This window comes from Streptomyces sp. NPDC048331 (assembly GCF_043201215.1).
GTDB lineage: Bacteria > Actinomycetota > Actinomycetes > Streptomycetales > Streptomycetaceae > Streptomyces.
The window spans coordinates 80,992-98,823 of sequence record NZ_JBICYT010000003.1; the positions used below are offsets into that span (position 1 = coordinate 80,992).

Genomic DNA, 17,832 nt, shown 5'->3' on the forward strand with positions numbered 1-17,832 from the left:
TACGGCATATACCAGAAGCAAGAACGTAGCGGATGTTGCCAAACGCCTTACACACCGTCGCGCCCTGTGCAACAGTCGTTACCGGTCCTTCCTTCAGACTTGGCCGTGCCGCGCCTGTATCGGAGTTCTCATGCCGTCCCACCTGTTCGCGGACCGTCCCGCGCAGCCGCCCGAGCCCGGGTCGGTGGACGCGCTGATCTCGCAGACCCGGCGGCTGCGGGGGGAAGTGGACGCGGTCCGCCGCGACACCGTCGTCGACGACGACGACGCCCAGGGCCGCTGGCAGCGCGCGCTGTGCGACCTCGCCGTCCACCACCTCGACGACCTCGGCGAGCACCTCGGCCAGCTCAAGGAGGGCTTGCCGGCGGTGCCCGAGATCCTCGAACACCCGCAGGCGGCGCCCGAGACCGGGCCCGAGGCCCAGACGCGTGTCGGCAGCGCGGAGTGGAACCTGCTGACCGACGAGGTCAGTTGGTCCGACGAGCTGTTCCAGATCTTCGGCCGCACGCCCGAGTCGGGCGCGCTCCCCCTCGACGAACTCGGCTCGACCCTGTTCTCCGAGGACCAGCCGCTGCTCACCGCGTGGGTCACCGCCTGTCTGGTGGACGGCCGGCCGATCGACGGCGAGTTCCGCATCGTCCGGTCCGACGGCCGGGTCCGGACCTTGCACATGAGGGGCGAGCCGGTACTCGACTCCGACGGCTGTACGGCCTCGATGTGGGCCGTCCTGCGCGACGTGAGCGAACTGCGCCGGAGCCAGCGTGCGGTGCGCGAGTCCCGTGACTCGTTGCAGCGCCAACGGGAGATCGCGCAGACCGAGCGCCGGCTGGCGGTCGAGCTGCAGGAAGCCGTGCTCCCCCCGTGGCGCGGCTCCCTGCGGTTCCCGTACGGCAGCGCGGGCACGCTGGACGTGGCCGCGCACTACCTGCCCTCCGCGACCAGCGCGCTGATCGGCGGCGACTGGTACGACGCGCTCGAACTTCCCGACGGCGGCTCGATGCTGACGGTCGGCGACCTGACCGGGCACGGCGTGACCGCCACGTCCGGGATGGCGATGATGCTGGGCGCCCTGCGTGGCATGGCCATGGCGGGCATCGAACCGGGCCCGCTGATGGGCTGGCTCAACCAGCTCCTGGAGACCTCCGTACAGCCCGCGCTCGGCTCGGCCGTGTGCTGCCGCTACGATCCCGCGCGCCAGGTCCTGTCCTGGGCGCAAGCGGGCCACCCGGCACCCCTGTTGTTCCGCCGCGGGTCGGGGCGTTCCCTGTTGCCGCCGGAGGGCGTCCTGCTGGGCGCGACCTCCGGAGCCTCCTACGGGCAGGCCGAGGAGAGCCTCGAGGTGGGCGACCTGCTGGTGCTGCACACCGACGGGCTGACGCCGCGCAGCATCGAGTTCAGCCGGGCGGACGGGACCGAGCGGCTGCTGGCGCTGGCGCCACGGTTCTCGGCGGCGCGGTCGGCGCAGGACTGCGTACGGATCGTGATCGAGGAGTTCGGCGAGAGCGAGCGCGAGGACGACGCCTGCGTACTCGTGGCCCGGGTCGGCGGGTGAACGAGTCCCGTACGTAGGGGCTTCAGGGCCGCGCCGGAAGGCGCGGCCTTTCTCGTCCCCGTACCAAGGCCTCGCGCAAGGACCTGACCGCCCTACACCCCCGTGCCGCGCGGCGCCGGGGTGTCCGGCAGAGCCAGCTTGATCTCCTGGCGCAGGTCCTCGATGCGCGCGTACCCGGAGTACTGGGCGGTGAGCCGGTACATCTCGCGCAGCCGGTCCCAGGTCCGGTGCGAGGAGGTCTCGTTCATCGAGACCAGGGCGAGGCGCGCGTACCGGTCGGCCTGCTCCGGCTCGTCGGCGATGAAGCAGGCCGAGGCCATGGAGATGTAGTCGAAGATCTGCGAGCGCTGGTAGCCCTCGCCGCGCAGCCGCAGGGCCTCCCGGGCATGGCGCGCGGCGATCGGCGCCGCGGCGGCGTCGTGGTCCGCGAGGGTCCGGTAGGCGAGGGCCTGCATGCCGTGCAGGTCGGCCTCGTCGAAGTGCTGCATCCAACTCGGCGGCGGGACATCGCCCTTGTCGGAGACGAAGAGCTCCTCCGCCTCGCCGAGGGTGCGGCGCATGGCCTGGCCCTTGCCCATGGCGGCCTGCGCCCAGGCCTCGATGGTGTGCAGCATGGCGCGCGTGCGCGGGAGGGTCTGCTCGCCCGAGCCGGACTGGGCCAGCTTCATCAGGTCCAGGGCCTCGTTCGGCTTGCCCAGGTGGACCATCTGGCGGGCGGCGCGGGACAGTGCCTCGCCCGCGCGCGGCCGGTCGCCGCCCTCGCGGGCCGCGTGCGCGGCGATGACGAAGTACTTCTGCGCGGTGGGTTCGAGGCCCACGTCGTGGGACATCCAGCCGGCGAGGACCGCCAGGTTGGCCGCCACCCCCCACAGGCGGCGCTGCAGGTGGTCCGGGTGGTGGTAGGCGAGCATCCCGCCCACCTCGTTGAGCTGGCCGACGACGGCCTTGCGCTGGAGTCCGCCCCCGCGGGAGGCGTCCCAGGCGCGGAACACCTCCACGGAGCGCTCCAGCGCCTCGATCTCCTGGGAGCCGATGGGCGCTGCCTCGTAGCGGTCGTAGCCCGCTGGGTCGGCCTGGAAGGAATCCCCGAAGTTCCGGGCCTCCTTGGCCAGGGCGGGGTCGGTGTGCAGCCAGTCGTACATGGCGTTGCTGAGGGCGGAGCCGGCGGTGAGCACCGCTCCCGCGCCCATCAGACCGCGACGGTTGAGCATGAGGTCCATTCCCGTGAATTCGGTGAGGACCGCGGCTGTGCGTTCGGGCGCCCATGGCATCCCGTCGGGGTTCTCACGAGCCCCCTCCGGCTGCCGTCTGTTGGTGCGCCGCTGCCGTACGAACCCGAGGTCCTCGATGGTCACGACACGACCGAGCCGCTCGGTGAACAGTGCTGCCAGTACCGTGGGCACCGGTTCGCGGGGGGCCTCCCCCATGTCGATCCAGCGCCGCACCCGCGAGGTGTCGGTGGCCAGCTGGGGGTGGCCCATGGCCGCCGCCTGCCTGTTCACCATCCTCGCCAGTTCGCCCTTCGACCAGCCGGCCAGGCCGAACAGGTCGTTCAAGCGGGTGTTCGGACCTTTGCTCACGTCAAGCCCCCAGGTTCTCGGCTGAGTTGACAGTAGCCCGCCGTCAGATGCCCAGCGACTATTCGCCAGGCTTCGCCAGGGCACGCCCGATGGTTCGCCACCTCGCGCCGGGTGTCAGGTAGGAATGCGCCTCCCCGACCCGGTTCACCGGCGGAACTCCCCAGGGTGAAGTACGGGATCCGGCGGGGCGGCGTACGCAACTCGTCGGCGCACGAAGGGATCCGTATCACCATGTACGCAGCAACGTCCTCCGTGTCCGCACCGGTCCGGTCGCACCGCACGCTCCCGGCGGGCGGCGGCCCCTACCTCGAACCCGGCCGCCCGTCCGCTCCGGCGCAGGGCGCCGTCCGGGCGCGGCGGATGCCGGGAACCGGGTCCCTGCCCGTCAGCGGAAGAATCGACCTCTCGGGGCCGCAGGGGGCGCAGCTGCGCACCGCGCTCGCCTCGGTGCAGCGGATCTGTCCGGAGTTCGCCCCGGTGCAGGTACTTCGGCGCAGCGGCCGCTCGGTCCTCCTGGTGGGCACCACCGGACGGATGACCGCCGTCGCGAAGGTATTACTGGATCACTCGCCCGAGTGGCGGGAGCGCTACCGGCACGAAATAGCGGCATACCGGGCCTTCGTCCGGCACCGCCCGCCGGTCCGGGTGCCGCGGCTGATCGCCGCCGACCCCGAGAACTGCACGCTGGTGGTGGAGCGGATGGCGGGCCGGGTCGCGGCACTGCAGCGGCACCCGGTGGAGCCGCCGCCGCGGGTGGACCTCCGGGCGGCGCTGGGCGCGGTGTGCCGGGTCAACCAGTGGCGGCCTCCGGCGGATCTCTTCGGCACCCCGATGAACTACGCGCGGCGGATCGCCCGCGACTACGAGTTGGGCCTGCTGACCGACCGGGACCTCGGTGACCTGCAGAAGCTGCTGCACGGCGTGAAGCTGTCGGGCACGGCGCTGCAGTTCAACCACGGTGACGCCCTGCTGTCGAACCTGCTGCTGTCGCCGGCCGGACCGGTGCTGCTCGACTGGGAGCACGCGGGCTGGTACCTGCCCGGGTACGACCTGGCGACGCTGTGGACGGTCCTGGGCGACGCCCCGGCCGCCCGCGCCCAGATCAGCCGGCTCGCCCAGGCAGCCGGTCCGGCCGCGCGGGACGCCTTCCTGGTGAACCTGATGCTGGTACTGACCCGGGAGATCCGGATGTCCGAGACGGCGGTGCAGCGCTCGATGCTGGCGAACGCCCCGACCCAGCCGCTGCCGGTGGGTGCCCTGTCCTCCGGCGAGGAGCAGCGGCTGCTGCTCCGCCGCCTGCACGACGACGCCGGAATGGCGCGCCGAGCGGTCCGCGCGGCGGTCGGCACGCGCTGACCGTCCCCGATACGCGAAGCCCCGTGGCCCCCACCGCCACGGGGCTTCGCCGTGCCCGGGTGCGACCCCGGGTGCACGGACCCGGGGTGCGGGGCCCGGGGTGCACGGCCCGGGGTGCACGGCCCGGGGTGCGCAATACGGGGTGCGCGGCCCCGTCATCCGCGAGGTGGACGGGTCTCCCCCGCGTGGTGGAGGCGGATCCGTCCGGCGACCGATCCCCACCCGCCCGCACGACTGCGATCTTCGAAGTGGAGCGGGCAAGGGTTGCCCGCGGCTCCGGAGGAGACCGTGTCCTTACCTGTCGACGTCCGCCCGGCGGGCGGTCGCGTCCGCACCGCCTGGAAGGCCGCGCACGCACCGGTGGCGGGGGTTCCGCGCTGGGCGCGGATCTGCGCGTACGCCATCCCGTTCACCGTCCTGCCGTCCGGTCTGTGGCGGCTGGGCCTGCTCTTCGTCGACCACTCCTCGGCGGACAGCGGGCAGTTGCCGGACTGGCTGCCGCTGGAGGTGTACGTCGTCATCCTCTCGGTGGTATCCGAGCTGCTGGCCTTCACCGCGGTCGGGCTGGTGGCCTCCTGGGGCGAGGTGTTCCCCCGGCGGTTGCCGGTGCTGGGTGGCCGGCGGATCCCGGTGGCGGTCGCCGTCGTCCCGGCCGCGCTCGGTGCCGTCGCGCTGACCGGCCTCTGGACCGTGCTGGCGCTGGTGGCCGAGGTGACCGGGACCACCATCCAGGGCGATCCGGTACCCGCCGACTTCCCCAGCGAGGTGGGTGGCTGGAGCGCCCTCTGGTTCTACGTCTGCTACGCCCCGCTGATCCTGTGGGGACCGCTGCTGGGCGTGGTGACCGTGGCGTACTGGAGGCGGCGGCGCCGGATGCCTTGACATCACATGATCCCCCGAACACCTTTTCTGACTCAGCATCAGAAATGCTGGAGGTACTTCCCCTCCTCCCCACTCCGCTGGAGCCTGCCCATGTCAGCAAGCGCTTCACGCACCACCCCCGCCGCCCTCCCGTCCAGACGTACGGTCCTCGCCGGCACCGGAGCCGGGGTCCTCGCCGCCACCGTGCTGCCGTCCGCCACCGCCCGGGCCGACGGCACCCAGGACGGGCCGCCGCTCGGCGAGTACGACGTCGTCGTGGTCGGGTCCGGGGCGGCCGGGATGACCGCCGCGCTCACCGCCGCCGAACGGGGGCTGAGCGTACTCGTGGTGGAGAAGGCCGCGACCTTCGGCGGTTCGGCCGCCCGGTCCGGAGCCGGTATCTGGCTGCCCAACAACTCGGTGATCCTGGGCGCGGGGGTGCCGGACACCCCGCAGAAGGCGGCGACGTACCTGTCCGCCGTCGTCGGGCCCACGGTGCCGGCCGACCGGCAGGCCGCGTTCCTGGCCAACGGGCCGCGGATGCTGGACTTCGTGAAGGCCAACAGCCCGCTGAGGTTCCGCTTCATGGAGGGCTACAGCGACTACTACCCGAATCTGCCGGGCGGATTGCCCAACGGCCGCTCCATCGAGCCGGACCAGATCGACGGGAACGTCCTCGGCTCCGAACTGGCCCGTCTGAACCCGGCGTACATGCCGGTGCCGGCGGGGATGGTGGTCTTCAGCCAGGACTACAAATGGCTGAACCTGGCGGCGGTGAGCGCCAAGGGCCTCGCCGTGTCCACCGAGTGCCTGGCGCGCGGTACGAAGGCGGCGCTGCGCGGCGAGAAGCCGTTGACGATGGGCCAGGCCCTGGCGGCCGGGCTGCGCGCCGGGCTCCAGCGCGCCGGGGTTCCGGTGTGGCTGAACAGCCCGCTGGTGGACCTGGTCCAGGAGGGCGGCGCGGTCACCGGCGTGGTGGTGGAGCAGGGGGGCGTACGGGGCACCGTACGGGCCCGGCGCGGGGTGGTCATCGGCTCGGGCGGTTTCGAGCACAACGCGCAGATGCGGGCGCAGTACCAGCAGCAGCCGATCGGCACCCAGTGGTCGGTGGGCGCGAAGGAGAACACCGGCGACGGGATCCGGGCCGGTCAGCGCGCCGGCGCCGCGCTGGCGCTGATGGAGGACGCGTGGTGGGGCCCGTCGATCCCGCTGCCCGGGGAGCCCTACTTCTGCCTCGCCGAACGGACCCTGCCGGGCGGGCTGATCGTGAACGCGAACGGCGCGCGGTTCGTCAACGAGGCTGCGCCGTACAGCGATGTGGTGCACGTGATGTACGAGAAGGACCGGGGTGCCGTCGGCTCGCACATCCCGGCGTGGCTGATCGTGGATCAGTACTACCGCAACAAGTACCTGTTCAAGGACATCCTGCCGACGCTGCCGTTCCCGGACGCCTGGTATCAGGCGGGCGCCGCGAAGAAGGCGTGGACCTGGGACGCGCTGGCCGGCCAGATCGGGGTTCCGGCGGGCGCGCTGCGAGCGACGCTGAGCCGATTCAACGCGCAGGCGTGGAGCGGCGACGACACCGACTTCGACCGGGGCGACACGGCGTACGACCACTACTACACGGACCCGAACGTGCACCCGAACTCATGCCTGGCACCCGTCCTGATCCCGCCGTTCTACGCGTTCAAGATCGTGCCGGGGGATCTCGGTACGAAGGGCGGCATCGTCACGGACGCCCGGGCCCGGGCGCTGCGCCCGGACGGCTCGGTGATCCCGGGCCTGTACGCGGCCGGCAACGCGAGCGCGGCGGTGATGGGGCACAGCTACGCGGGCGCCGGATCGACGATCGGCCCCGCGATGACGTTCGGCTACGTTGCGGCGAACGCCATCGCGGACGCGTGACGCCCGCACCCCGGGCTACGGAGGACGATCAGCCCTGCTGGAAGAGCTCGGCGGGGAGCGGCTTCAGGAGGGCGTAGAGGTCATCGGTGATCGGGCGGTCCCAGCTGGCGATGGTGACCAGCACGTTGTCGCTGCGGTCGAACTGGACGCAGGAGATGCGGGACTCCGACAGCTTGATCTTGCGGACGATGAGGAGGTTGTCGCCCTGCATGACGGGGCAGTCCTCGACGCCGGTGACCTCGACGTCCTCGTCGTTCTCCAGTGCGTCGAGGAGCTGGGCCACCTCGAAGGGGATCTGGCTCTCGGTGAGGTCCCGGGCCGGGGAGCCCTCCGGGAGGTTCCCGATGATCATCGCGGGGCCGCGTCCGCCGAACAGGTCGTAGCGGAGGAAGACACCCTGGCAGCTGCCGTCGGGCGCGGGCAGCAGCCCGGCCCCGAGATTGCCCGGCCAGTCCCCCGGGTCCATGGCCAGGACGTCGAAGTCCGGGCCGGCGGGAGTGGCGGCGCGGTGGCGGCGGAGGAAGGACATGCCGCCATGGTACGTGGCCGCGCGAGTTTTCCGGTCCGGGGGCCCGCATCCGGGGACCTGCCCGGGCCGGGCCCGCCGGCCCGGGCCCTCGGACCGGTGGGACGGGCGTGAACCGGTGCGGGAGCGGGGCGGCGGCTCCCTCGGCGCGCGGGGCGGCGAGCGGGAGGCGGCGCCGGAGGAACAGGGCGAGGTCGCAGGCGGTGCCCGTGGCCTCGACGTCCGCCGGGGCGGTGGAACCGGGCTCCGGCGGGACCCGGCCCCCCGAGGGGCGGACCGTCCAGGTTTCCGGTCCCCCCGGTACGCCGGAAGCGGTACGTCTCCCCCGCCCCGGCGGTACCGGCCGCCTGCCGCACCGGGCCGGGGCCCTCACCTCGACGGTCCGGATGCGGCGTCCCAGCGGTGCACGGCCGGCTCGATCAGCCGCATCCGCGGGCGGGCCGTCCGAAGGCTCGGGAGGGTGAGGCCGGCCGGGTCGGGCTCCCGGCCCGGATCGTGGCGGATCCGATCACGTCGAGCTACGGGCGAACGCCTCCAGCGCCTCCCTGAGCCCGGGCCGGTCGGTGCCCAGCTTGCGACAGGCCGCCGACAGCGCCCAGTCCGGCGAGGGCAGCACCACGGTCTCCGGCACGGACTCCTTCTCGGCGCGCACCGCGAGGTCCGCCGCCCGCCGCTCCTCCTCCGTGAGCCCGTCCTCCCATGCCAGCCCGCACGGCAGCGCGCCGCCCAGCCCCAGCAGGGTGTCGGTCGTCTCCCGGGCCAATCCGTCCGCACCGCATTCCCGCGCCGTCACCAAGGCCTGCATCAGCAGGTCCTCGTCGCGCAGCTCGGTGCCGAGCTCGGCCAGGGCGCAGGCCAGTTCGTAGCCGGCCGGTGAGGCCGAGAGCAGGGTGACCGCCTCCTGGAGCAGCCCGGCCCGTTCCTCGGGGGCGGCGACCTGGGCCGCGACCCGCAGGGCCTGGCCGATGCCCGAGGCGGCGCCGAAGGCGCGGGCCCGGCGGACGGCGTCGTCGGCCAGGGCGCGGGCCCGCCACGGATCGTCCGCGGCCACCGCGCGGGCCAGGTGCAGCTGCCACGGGCACCAGGACGGGTTCTGGATGCCGCGCGGGGTCAGCCGCCGGTCGACCGCCTCCAGTTCGACGACGGCGGCCCGCGTCTCGCCCCGGGACAGGAGCAGTTCGGCGTACACGGTCTGCGAGTCGGGGAAGACGACGGCGGCCGGGAAGGGTGCGCCGTACTCGTGCTCCCGAGCCAGCTCCCAGGCCTCCTCGGGCCGACCGCGCGCGAGCAGGGTGGTGAGGAGGATGGCTATGGCGTACCAGTGCACGGGGGTACGCCGGCCCACCCGTTCCGCGAGCCGCAGCCCGGCCCGGGCCAGTTCCTCGGCCTCCACGAGCCGCCCGCGCCGGTAGCGGACGTAGGCCCGGAGGCTGTAGGCGAAGGAGAGGTGCGCCCCGCGCCAGCCGTGCCGCTCGAACTCGGCGGTGCCCGCCTCGAACAGCTCCTCGGCGCGTCCGGGCCGGTCGGTGTACATGTGGGCCATCGCGACCAGGACGGGGACCTCGAAACCGCGGTCCTCGTGGGCCCAGCTGAAGGGCCGTTCCAACACCCGTCCGGCGTGGTGCAGCACCACGTCGACGGGCTCGCCCCGCAGGCAGGCGTCCCAGGCGCGCAGCCCGATGATGTACCGCTCGGTGAGGTCGCGCCCGGTGAGTCGGTCGGCGAGGCGGGCGAGCCGCCGGGATCGGGCCGGGGAGTCGGTCTCGGCGGCGTTGAAGGCGTCCCACATGAACTGCTCGGACTGCAGGCGCAGCCGGGCGCGTACGTCCTGGGTGTACGGGATCTCCCGCGCGAGCGATTCCGAGGCGTCGGCGAGGCGGTCGCTGTGGGCGAGGACCTGTGCGAGCCGGATGACGATGCCCTGGCGCAGGGCCGGGTCGTCGGAGGGCTCGGCGAGGGCGGCCCGGAGGTGATTGACGGTGTTGGCGGGCTCGGTGAGCAGGGAGGCGCAGCCCAGTTCGTAGAGGACGGCGGCGCGTTCGTCGAAGTCCGGGGGTTCGAGCAGGGCGCGGGCGAGCTGGCGGCGGGCGGCCTCGGGGGCGCCCGCCCGGAGGTTCTCGCCGGCGGCCTCGCGCAGCGTGCGCACCACCCAGGGGTCGTTCTCGGGGTGGGTCTCCAGCAGGTGGCGGGCGGCCGCGGAGGAGCCGAGTCCGGCGTCGACGACGGCCGCGGCGGCCTTGCCGTGCAGGGCGACGCGGAGCGCGTCGGGAATGGCGCGGTAGATGGCGGTGGCGATCAGCGGGTGGACGAACTCCAGCCCGGCGTCGGTCTCCTCGGCGGTGGCCGCCGAGAGGATGCGGGCGTCACGCAGCCGCCTGGTGGCGTCGACGGCCTCTTCGGCTCCGAGGGCGGCGACCCGGGCGGCGAGGTCCTGCGGGATGGCGGTGCCGAGGACGGCGCAGGCCCAGGCGAAGCGGACGGTGGAGGGGCCGAGGCGCTCCAGACGGGCGACGAGACCGCTGCCGCGTTGGGCGGCGGCGAGGTCGCGCAGTTGCGGGGCGTTCGCCTCGACCGGGGTCAGGCCCTTGCCGCGGACCTTGACGGTGAGCTCGACGGCCTCGAACGGGTTGCCGGTCGTGACGGCCCACGCCTCCTGGCAGAAGGCGTCGTCGGCGTGGGCGCCGACGGCGTCGCGGACCAGGGTGGCGACGGCGGCCGGGGTCAGCGGGGCCAGGGGCAGCGGGCGCTGTCCCGCCCGGCCGGGCAGCGTACGGAAGGCGTCGGCGTGCTCGGGCAGTTCGTCGGGGCGGTAGGCGACGACGAGGAGCAGCGGAAGGTGCTCGGCGCGTGGGGCGAAGGCGGCGAGCCAGCCGAGGGACTCGGGGTCGGCCCAGTGGGCGTCGTCGAGGACGAGGGCGACGGGGGCGCGCTTGACGACGAGGTGGGTGAGGACCCAGTCGAGTCCGTCGCGCAGGCCCTGGGGGTCGGGCGGGACGCCCTGTTCGGGGGCGCAGAGTCCCAGGGCCGGGCCGACGATGGAGTACCAGCCCCCGAGGGCGGCGCGCAGTTCCTGCTCGGAGGTGCCGGCGAGCTGGGGCTGGATGAGCTGGCGGGCGACGTGGAAGGGCTGGCTCTGCTCCTGTTCGCCGCCGCGGGCGGCGAGGACGGTGCAGTTGCGGGCGTGGGCGCGACGGCGCAGTTCGGCGAGCAGGGCGGTCTTGCCGAGGCCCGCGGGGCCGGAGAAGGCGAGCAGCGCGCCACCCGCGTCCGGCCCGGGACCGGTGAGTTGGTCCAGGGCTTCGTCGACGATCGCGAGTTCGGCATCGCGTTCGACCATCGTGCGCCGTGTGCGGGTCCGGCGGTCCGTCATGGCTGGTACCCCCCAGGCCTGTTCGGGGGTTCAGCGTACGCCCGGCGCACAGCGCGAGGGATGCCACTGCGGAAAAGAATCCGATCTTCTTTTCCGGGGGGCTTCAGTCGTGTAGGGAACGGGCTGCGAGGTCCTCCAGGACGGCCACGGCCTCCTGTGCCCGGTCGGCGGCCACGAACAGGTGGTCGTGGTGGTAGCCGGCGATGACGTTGCAGCTCAGACCGTGTGCGCCGAGTTCGGTGGCGAAGGCGGCGGTGAGTCCGACGGCGTCGAGGGCGGAGTGGATCCGCAGGGTGATCCAGCCGGCCGTCCAGTCGTAGGCGAGGCCGGCCGCGTCGGCGTCCTCCTGGCGCAGCACCAGTGTGAGGCCCTCGGGTTCGAGGACGGTGGCGACGGGGCTGGTCCCGGCGGGGACGGTGGTGCTGTTGACGGTGCAGAAGACGTACCGCCCCTCGTTCAGCTCGGGCCGCATGCCGCCCAGAAGTTTCCGCAGATCCCGCTCTCCGCTCATACGGCCGACCCTACCCGTCGCCCCGGCGGTGTCCGGTACGTCGGGAGGCAGGCCACGTGCCGTGTTCGGGGGCGTGCGCGAGGGGTCCGCGGCTCAGGGGAATTCCGCGGAGTAGTGCGCGGAGCGGCCCCATACCTCGGCGAGCTCCTGCCGGTCACCGGACGCGATGCGCGCCGCGAGACGGTCCGCCTCGGCCGCCGGGTCCCCGCCGCCGACCTCCAGGGTCACTCCGAGCTGCAACCAGGGCCGGCCCTCCCGATCCGCTGCCTGGTCGGGGTGGAGGAGCACCAGCTCCACACGGTGCGGCTCGGACCGGTCGGTCCAGATCGCATCCAGCTCGCATTCCCAGCGCTGCGACCAGCCCGGGTCCGCCCGGAGGCGCTCCGCCAGGAGGCCCGCCACTGTCCGGGCGGGCCACTCCCAGGCCCGGTCCTGCTGCGCCCGGCGGACCTCGGCCGCGTACCGGGCCGCGTCGAACCGGAGCTCCGGCAGGTCCGCGTTGCCGCCGGCCGGGTTGCGCCAGCCGTCCCACCCGACCTCGTCGACCTCCCGGCGCACTGTCACGTACAGCGCCCCGCAGCAGACCTCCGTGCAGGGGATCCGCCCCAGCCGCACGTCGCGCGGCCCGTCCTCGGCGACGGCGACGCCGCCCGGGCCCAGCACGACCCACGGGTCCTCTCCCGCCCACGGCGCCCACAGCTCCGCCAGGACGTCGCGCCCGTCGACCACGGGCCGGACCTGCACCCATCCCCTCGCCGGTGCCACGATCCGCAGCTCCAGCACCTGCTGCCGTTCGGCTTCCATCGATCTCCTCTCACTCGTCCCTGTAGAGCCTTCGGTGCCACCGCGGAAGCGGGCTCCCCGACCGGTCCGTGGTCGCGGCGTCCCGATCGAATACCGTCCGCCGGCGGAACTCCGCGTCCAGGGGACGCAGTACGTGACCCAGCGCGCGCCGGGCTCCGGGCGGCAGGGCGCGGTACGCGTCGGCGAGCTCGTCCCGGACCGCGGCGATGTCGTCGAGCGCGCACAGCGGGGCCGGGCAGACGGCGCGGGTCAGCCGTAGGCGCGGGCCGGGGCTCCGTAGGAAGGCGCGGTAACGGTGCAGGAGGTCGCCGAGCGGGTGGACGCGGGCGCCGGCCGTCCAGTGGACCTCCGCGCTCGCGGCGGGTGACAGGCGGTCCAGGGCGGGCAGTTCACGCGCCCAGGCCGGTGACCGCCGGCCGGCGTGGGTTCCTCGTGCGGCGCGCAGCGCGCCGGGCCGTCTACGCGGCATCGCCCTTTCGGCGGGTGAGCGTCATGGGCCCCATCCTGCCGGGCGACCTGAGTCGGCGCAACGGGGGCGCGGCGCTCGGGCCGGCGGCCACCGGGCGGGCGGCCGCGCCCGGTGGTTCGCCGTGTACGTGCCTCGCCCGGTCAGGTCAGGTCAGGTCAGGTCAGGTCAGGTCAGGTCAGGTCAGGTCAGGTCGAACTCACCGCCCCGGGCGTTCAGCACGAACTTGTGCCACTCGTCCGGCGAGAAGATGAGTGAAGGGCTTTCGGGGCGCTCGCTGTTGCGCATCGCGATGAAGCCCTCGACGAAGGCGATCTGGACGTCGCCCACTCCCCGGCTGCTCGACTGCCAGTCCGCCTCGGTGAGATCGAGGTCCGGCTTCCCCCAGCCGGCGAGGGGTTGTGAAGTCATGCTCTCGGCCACGTGCGTGCTCCTCCCGGTACGTCGTCCGGGGGCCAGGTTAGCCACCGCGGCGGGTGCCGGACAGGCCACGGTGAGTCACCCGTGGCCGGTCCGGCTCCCCGGCCGGCCCCTCCGTCGTCGGCCGGGCCTGTGTCCAGAAGGTCGGCTCCTGTGTCCAGGAGGTCGGCTCCCGCTGTTCAGGAGGTCGGCTCCTGCGCTCCCACCAGCCACATCGCGAAGAACTGCGCGCCGCCGCCGTACGCGTGCCCCAGGGCCCGGCGGGCGTCCGGAACCTGGTGTTCCCCGGCCTGGCCGCGGACCTGGAGGGCCGCCTCCGCGAAGCGGATCATGCCGGAGGCGCCGATCGGGTTGGTGGACAGCACGCCGCCCGAGGGGTTGACCGGAAGGTCCCCGTCGAGTTCGGTGACCCCGGCCTCGGTGAGCTTCCAGCCCTCGCCCTCCGCCGCGAAGCCGAGGTTCTCCAGCCACATCGGCTCGTACCAGGAGAACGGCACGTACATCTCGACCGCGTCGATCTCCCGACGCGGGTCGGTGATGCCGGCCTGGCGGTAGACGTCGGCCGCGCAGTCCTTTCCGGCCTGCGGCGACACGAAGTCCTTGCCGGCGAAGAGGGTGGGCTCGCTGCGCATCGCGCCGCCGTGCACCCAGGCGGCCGGTTTCGACGAACGGGCCGCGCCCGCCCGGTCGGTGAGGATCATCGCGCACGCGCCGTCGGAGGAGGGGCAGGTCTCCGAGTAGCGGATCGGGTCCCACAGCATCGGTGAGGCCTGGACCTTCTCCAGCGTGATGTCGTGCTCGTGCAGGTGCGCGTACGGGTTCTTGAGCGCGTTGCGCCGGTCCTTGTACGCCACCAGCGAGCCCACCGTGTCCGGCGCGCCGGTGCGCCGCATGTACGCGCGCACGTGCGGGGCGAAGAAGCCGCCGGCGCCGGCGAGCAGCGGCTGCTGGAAGGGGACGGGGAGGGACAGGCCCCACATGGCGTTGGATTCGGACTGCTTCTCGAAGGCGAGGGTGAGGACGGTCCGGTGGACGCGGGCCGCCACGAGGTTCGAGGCGACCAGGGCGGTGGACCCGCCGACCGAACCGGCCGTGTGCACGCGCAGCATCGGCTTGCCGACCGCGCCGAGGGCGTCCGCCAGGTACAGCTCGGGCATCATCACCCCCTCGAAGAAGTCGGGGGCCTTGCCGATGACGACCGCGTCGATGTCCCCCCAGGTCAATTCGGCGTCGGCGAGGGCGCGGGCGGCCGCCTCACGGACCAGGCCGGCGATGGACACGTCGTGGCGGGCCGCCACGTGCTTGGTCTGGCCGATCCCGACGATGGCCACGGGCTCTTTACTCACCTTGCGTCCCCTTCCAGGACGGCGACCAGGTTCTGCTGGAGGCAGGGGCCGGAGGTGGCGTGGGCCACGGCCCGTCGCGACGCGCCGCGGTGGATCCGGGCGGCCGCCTCGCCGATGCGGATCAGGCCGGCGGCCATCATCGGGTTGGCGGCGAGCGCGCCGCCGGAGGGGTTGACGCTCACGTCGTCGGTGAGGCCGAGGGCCTTGCGGAGCACGACCTCCTGGGAGGAGAACGGCGCGTGCAGTTCGGCCGTGTCCACCGGGGCCTCGAAGACACCCGCGTGTTCGGCGGCGAGCCGGGTCGACGGGGAGTCGGTGAGGTCGCGCAGGCCCAGGCTGTGGGCCTCGATGCGGTGGTCGATCCCGGTGATCCAGGCGGGGCGTTCGCAGAGCCGGCGCGCGACGTCACCGGCGGCCAGCACGACGGCCGCCACGCCGTCGCCCACGGGCGGGCAGTCCCCGGTGCGCAGCGGCCTGACCTGGTAGTCGCCCTGGGGGACGGGGCCGCGGAGTTGGGCGTGCGGGTTGGCGACGGCCGCGTCCCTGCTGCGCGCTCCAACGGCTGCCAGGGCGGCCTCGTCGGTCTCGCCCGCGTCGATCAGCGCCTGGGCCTGGAGGGCGGCCAGGGCGACCGCGTCGGGCCAGAGCGGGGCGACGTAGTACGGATCGAGCTGGCGGGTCAGCACGTCGCGGACCGACCCCGGTGAGGACTTCCCGTACGAGTAGACGAGGGCGGTGTCGGCCTCGCCGGTCTGGATCTTGACCCAGGCTTCGTAGAGGGCCCAGGCCCCGTCCATCTCGACGTGCGATTCGGAGATCGGCGGCCAGGCGCCGACCCCGTCGAGGGTCATGGTGAAGGAGAAGGCCCGGCCGGCCAGGTAGTCGCTGGACCCGGAGCAGGTGAAGCCGATCTCGCCGGCCTTCAGGCCGGTGGCGGCCAGTACCTGGTGGAGGACGGGCATGACCATCTCGACTTCGCTGAGCTCGTCGGTGCGGCGCAGGTGGTCGCTCTGCGCGAAGGCGACCACCGCGACCTCGCGGGCGTATCGGGACATCAGATGAGCTCCTTGTACGCGTCGTAGTCCGCGTCCGGTTCGCCGGTGGGGCGGTAGTGGTCGGGGTAGCGGCCGCCCTCGGTCCATACCGGCTCGACGCGCAGGCCCATGCGGACCTGGTCGTAGGGGATGCCGCCGATCCGGCCGTGGAGGGCGAGGCCGGCGCCGTCGAGGGCGATGTGGGCGTAGACGTAGGGGACCTCGATGTCGAGGTTCTTCGCCTTGATGTTGACGATGCAGAAGGTGGTGACCGTGCCGGCGGGGCCGACCTCTACGCGGTCGGTGGTGGCGACCCCGCAGGTGGGGCAGGCGCCGCGCGGCGGGACGTACACCTTGTGGCAGGAGGGGCAGCGCTCGCCGACGGTCCGCCGCTCGGATAGGGCCGCGATGTACGCGGTCTGGGCACGGCCGGGGCTGTAGACGTAGTCGAGCCGGGCCTCGGCGACGATGCCGGTCACGGCGTCGGCGAAGCTCCCGTCGTGCGGGACGGCTTCCCCGCCGGCGGGGCCCTCGTACGGTTCGAAGCAGGCGATGTCGGTGATGGCGCCGGTGCGCTCGGCGGCCCAGCGGATCCGTACGCGCATGCCGGTGCGGACGGCGTCGGGGCCGGGTGCGTCGAGGGCGTGCAGGAGGGCGGTGTCGGCGCCGTCGAGCTTGACCAGCGCCCAGGCGAAGGGGGTGTCGAGGGGCTGCTGGGGGCGGGGTCGGTCGTTCCAGGCCCAGGTGGTGACGGTACCGGTGGCGCCGACCTCGACGAGCTCGCGGATCTCCTCGGCGCTGACCGGGTCGTACTCGACGGGCGGGACCATCACCGTGCCGTCGGAGGTCTTCACACCGAGCACGGTGCCCTCGCGCAGCCCGGTGAGGAAGGCGCTCTGCACGGGCCCGAGGGACCGGGTGAAGGGGAACTCGACGACGAGGGGCGCGCGGAGCACCTCCGGTGGGGGCGCAGCTGTCATGGTGCTCTCCGATGCAATCGATTCCGGTGATAACAACCCCGCCGGCGTTTGAGGAGCCTTTCAGCCCCGCCGGCGTTTGAGGCGCGGGGGTCCGGGGGTAGCGCCCCCGGCAACGGCGCCGCACTCGGCACGGCACCGGCACGGCACCGGCACCGGCACCGGCACCGGCACGGCGGCAGCTACTCGCGCCGATACACCGCGGGCCGCTTCTCGGCGAAGGCCCGCGCCCCCTCCTTCGCATCGGCGGTGTCGAAGATCGGCCACCCCCGCAGCAGCTCCGACGCCAACCCCTCCCGCTCCGTCATCTCGGCGGTCTCGTAGACCGACGCCTTGACGGCCTCCACCGCCAACGGCCCGCACGCGTTGATCCGTTCCGCGATCTCCAGAGCCGTCGCGAGCGTCGTACCGTCCGGCACGACCCGCCCCACCAGCCCGATCCGCTCCGCCTCGGCGGCGGAGTACGAGCGGCCCGTCAGCAGCATCTCCAGGGCGTGCGTCCGCGGGATCTGACGGGGCAGCCGCACCGTCGAACCGCCGATCGGGAAGAGCCCGCGCTTGACCTCGAACAGCCCGAAGGTGGCGCCCTCGGCCGCCACCCGGATGTCCGTGCCCTGCAGGATCTCGGTCCCGCCGGCCACGCAGTAGCCCTCCACCGCCGCGATCACCGGCTTGCGCGGCCGGTGGTGGCGCAGCATCGCCTTCCAGTGCAGGTCGGGGTCGGCCTTCAGGCGGTCCCGGTACAGGTCGCCCGCCATGCCCTTACCGGCCAGGGCCTTGAGGTCCATTCCGGCGCAGAAGTCCCCGCCCGCGCCGGTGAGGACCACCGAGCGGATCCCGTCGTCGGCGTCCGCCTCCAGCCAGCCGTCGTACAGCCCCACCAGCAGCGGCAGCGAGAGCGCGTTCTTCGCCTCGGGCCTGTTCATGGTGAGCACCAGCGTGGCGCCGTGCCGATCCACGGTCAGGTGTTCCGTCCCACCCATTGCCGTCCTCCCGTCTCAAGACCTAGAACAGGTTGCAGTAGGGGAGGGTGCAGTTCAATAGTTTTCTGACACTCAGTCAGTTTTCTTGGGCGACGCCCTTCCCAGTTGCCTGCTCCGGCGCTCTAATGACCGCCGGAGCAG

At 73.2% G+C, this 17,832-nt stretch carries 15 protein-coding genes; 4 read left to right on the forward strand and 11 right to left on the reverse strand.

Annotation, left to right across the window (positions count from 1 at the left end):
- Window positions 1–130: 130 nt before the first annotated feature.
- Window positions 131–1,552, forward strand: a complete 1,422-nt coding sequence (locus tag ACGFYY_RS06380) for a PP2C family protein-serine/threonine phosphatase (RefSeq protein ID WP_393707378.1) — start codon at window positions 131–133, stop codon at window positions 1,550–1,552.
- Window positions 1,553–1,644: 92 nt separating this feature from the next.
- Here ACGFYY_RS06380 and ACGFYY_RS06385 read toward each other — a convergent pair whose 3' ends face one another.
- Complete coding sequence (locus ACGFYY_RS06385) at window positions 1,645–3,132, reverse strand: hypothetical protein (protein WP_365276819.1); 1,488 nt, start codon at window positions 3,130–3,132, stop codon at window positions 1,645–1,647.
- Between the two features lie 231 nt (window positions 3,133–3,363).
- Here ACGFYY_RS06385 and ACGFYY_RS06390 point away from each other — a divergent pair, with 231 nt between their 5' ends.
- From ACGFYY_RS06390 to kstD, 3 genes are all read left to right on the forward strand, one after another.
- Window positions 3,364–4,488: an aminoglycoside phosphotransferase family protein gene (locus ACGFYY_RS06390; protein WP_393707379.1), complete on the forward strand. Its 1,125-nt coding sequence runs from the start codon at window positions 3,364–3,366 to the stop codon at window positions 4,486–4,488.
- Between the two features lie 288 nt (window positions 4,489–4,776).
- The gene (locus ACGFYY_RS06395; RefSeq protein WP_393707380.1) at window positions 4,777–5,370 is read left to right on the forward strand and encodes a hypothetical protein; all 594 of its coding nucleotides are present in this window, start codon (window positions 4,777–4,779) and stop codon (window positions 5,368–5,370) included.
- A 90-nt stretch (window positions 5,371–5,460) separates the two neighbouring features.
- The gene (gene kstD, locus ACGFYY_RS06400) at window positions 5,461–7,254 is read left to right on the forward strand and encodes a 3-oxosteroid 1-dehydrogenase (protein WP_393707381.1); all 1,794 of its coding nucleotides are present in this window, start codon (window positions 5,461–5,463) and stop codon (window positions 7,252–7,254) included.
- A 28-nt stretch (window positions 7,255–7,282) separates the two neighbouring features.
- On the opposite strand, the gene ACGFYY_RS06405 is transcribed toward kstD, so the two are convergent.
- From ACGFYY_RS06405 to ACGFYY_RS06450, 10 genes are all read right to left on the reverse strand, one after another.
- On the reverse strand, window positions 7,283–7,783 hold the full coding sequence (locus ACGFYY_RS06405) for a hypothetical protein (RefSeq protein WP_365276827.1): 501 nt from the start codon (window positions 7,781–7,783) through the stop codon (window positions 7,283–7,285).
- A gap of 505 nt (window positions 7,784–8,288) precedes the next feature.
- Window positions 8,289–11,150 carry an ATP-binding protein gene (locus tag ACGFYY_RS06410; RefSeq protein WP_393707382.1) on the reverse strand — a complete coding sequence of 954 codons (2,862 nt, stop codon included), beginning with the start codon at window positions 11,148–11,150 and terminating at the stop codon, window positions 8,289–8,291.
- Window positions 11,151–11,253: 103 nt separating this feature from the next.
- A complete protein-coding gene (locus tag ACGFYY_RS06415) occupies window positions 11,254–11,661 on the reverse strand; it encodes an ACT domain-containing protein (protein WP_393707383.1) in 408 nt (135 codons plus the stop codon).
- Window positions 11,662–11,754: 93 nt separating this feature from the next.
- The gene (locus tag ACGFYY_RS06420) at window positions 11,755–12,465 is read right to left on the reverse strand and encodes a hypothetical protein (RefSeq protein WP_393707384.1); all 711 of its coding nucleotides are present in this window, start codon (window positions 12,463–12,465) and stop codon (window positions 11,755–11,757) included.
- Between the two features lie 10 nt (window positions 12,466–12,475).
- Complete coding sequence (locus ACGFYY_RS06425) at window positions 12,476–12,934, reverse strand: hypothetical protein (protein ID WP_393707385.1); 459 nt, start codon at window positions 12,932–12,934, stop codon at window positions 12,476–12,478.
- Window positions 12,935–13,114: 180 nt separating this feature from the next.
- On the reverse strand, window positions 13,115–13,342 hold the full coding sequence (locus ACGFYY_RS06430) for a DUF397 domain-containing protein (protein ID WP_202505543.1): 228 nt from the start codon (window positions 13,340–13,342) through the stop codon (window positions 13,115–13,117).
- A gap of 188 nt (window positions 13,343–13,530) precedes the next feature.
- Window positions 13,531–14,697: a thiolase domain-containing protein gene (locus ACGFYY_RS06435; protein ID WP_393707386.1), complete on the reverse strand. Its 1,167-nt coding sequence runs from the start codon at window positions 14,695–14,697 to the stop codon at window positions 13,531–13,533.
- Window positions 14,694–15,752, reverse strand: coding sequence for a thiolase domain-containing protein (locus ACGFYY_RS06440; protein WP_365276844.1), 1,059 nt, complete (start codon window positions 15,750–15,752; stop codon window positions 14,694–14,696). Before ACGFYY_RS06440 ends, ACGFYY_RS06435 begins: the two co-directional genes overlap by 4 nt.
- Complete coding sequence (locus tag ACGFYY_RS06445; protein WP_393707387.1) at window positions 15,752–16,711, reverse strand: Zn-ribbon domain-containing OB-fold protein; 960 nt, start codon at window positions 16,709–16,711, stop codon at window positions 15,752–15,754. Before ACGFYY_RS06445 ends, ACGFYY_RS06440 begins: the two co-directional genes overlap by 1 nt.
- Window positions 16,712–16,890: 179 nt before the next feature.
- Entirely contained in the window at window positions 16,891–17,691 is an 801-nt protein-coding gene (locus ACGFYY_RS06450) for a crotonase/enoyl-CoA hydratase family protein (RefSeq protein WP_365279201.1), read from the reverse strand.
- Window positions 17,692–17,832 lie beyond the last annotated feature (141 nt).

What these genes read in the sequence shown, in the direction of transcription:
- ACGFYY_RS06425 (WP_393707385.1), bottom strand. Translation starts at nt 12,934, where the DNA reads ATGCCGCGTAGACGGCCCGGCGCGCTGCGCGCCGCACGAGGAACCCAC.
- kstD (WP_393707381.1), top strand. Translation starts at nt 5,461, where the DNA reads ATGTCAGCAAGCGCTTCACGCACCACCCCCGCCGCCCTCCCGTCCAGA.
- ACGFYY_RS06380 (WP_393707378.1), top strand. Translation starts at nt 131, where the DNA reads ATGCCGTCCCACCTGTTCGCGGACCGTCCCGCGCAGCCGCCCGAGCCC.
- ACGFYY_RS06410 (WP_393707382.1), bottom strand. Translation starts at nt 11,150, where the DNA reads ATGACGGACCGCCGGACCCGCACACGGCGCACGATGGTCGAACGCGAT.
- ACGFYY_RS06415 (WP_393707383.1), bottom strand. Translation starts at nt 11,661, where the DNA reads ATGAGCGGAGAGCGGGATCTGCGGAAACTTCTGGGCGGCATGCGGCCC.
- ACGFYY_RS06420 (WP_393707384.1), bottom strand. Translation starts at nt 12,465, where the DNA reads ATGGAAGCCGAACGGCAGCAGGTGCTGGAGCTGCGGATCGTGGCACCG.
- ACGFYY_RS06430 (WP_202505543.1), bottom strand. Translation starts at nt 13,342, where the DNA reads ATGACTTCACAACCCCTCGCCGGCTGGGGGAAGCCGGACCTCGATCTC.
- ACGFYY_RS06445 (WP_393707387.1), bottom strand. Translation starts at nt 16,711, where the DNA reads ATGACAGCTGCGCCCCCACCGGAGGTGCTCCGCGCGCCCCTCGTCGTC.
- ACGFYY_RS06440 (WP_365276844.1), bottom strand. Translation starts at nt 15,752, where the DNA reads ATGTCCCGATACGCCCGCGAGGTCGCGGTGGTCGCCTTCGCGCAGAGC.
- ACGFYY_RS06405 (WP_365276827.1), bottom strand. Translation starts at nt 7,783, where the DNA reads ATGTCCTTCCTCCGCCGCCACCGCGCCGCCACTCCCGCCGGCCCGGAC.
- ACGFYY_RS06450 (WP_365279201.1), bottom strand. Translation starts at nt 17,691, where the DNA reads ATGGGTGGGACGGAACACCTGACCGTGGATCGGCACGGCGCCACGCTG.
- ACGFYY_RS06390 (WP_393707379.1), top strand. Translation starts at nt 3,364, where the DNA reads ATGTACGCAGCAACGTCCTCCGTGTCCGCACCGGTCCGGTCGCACCGC.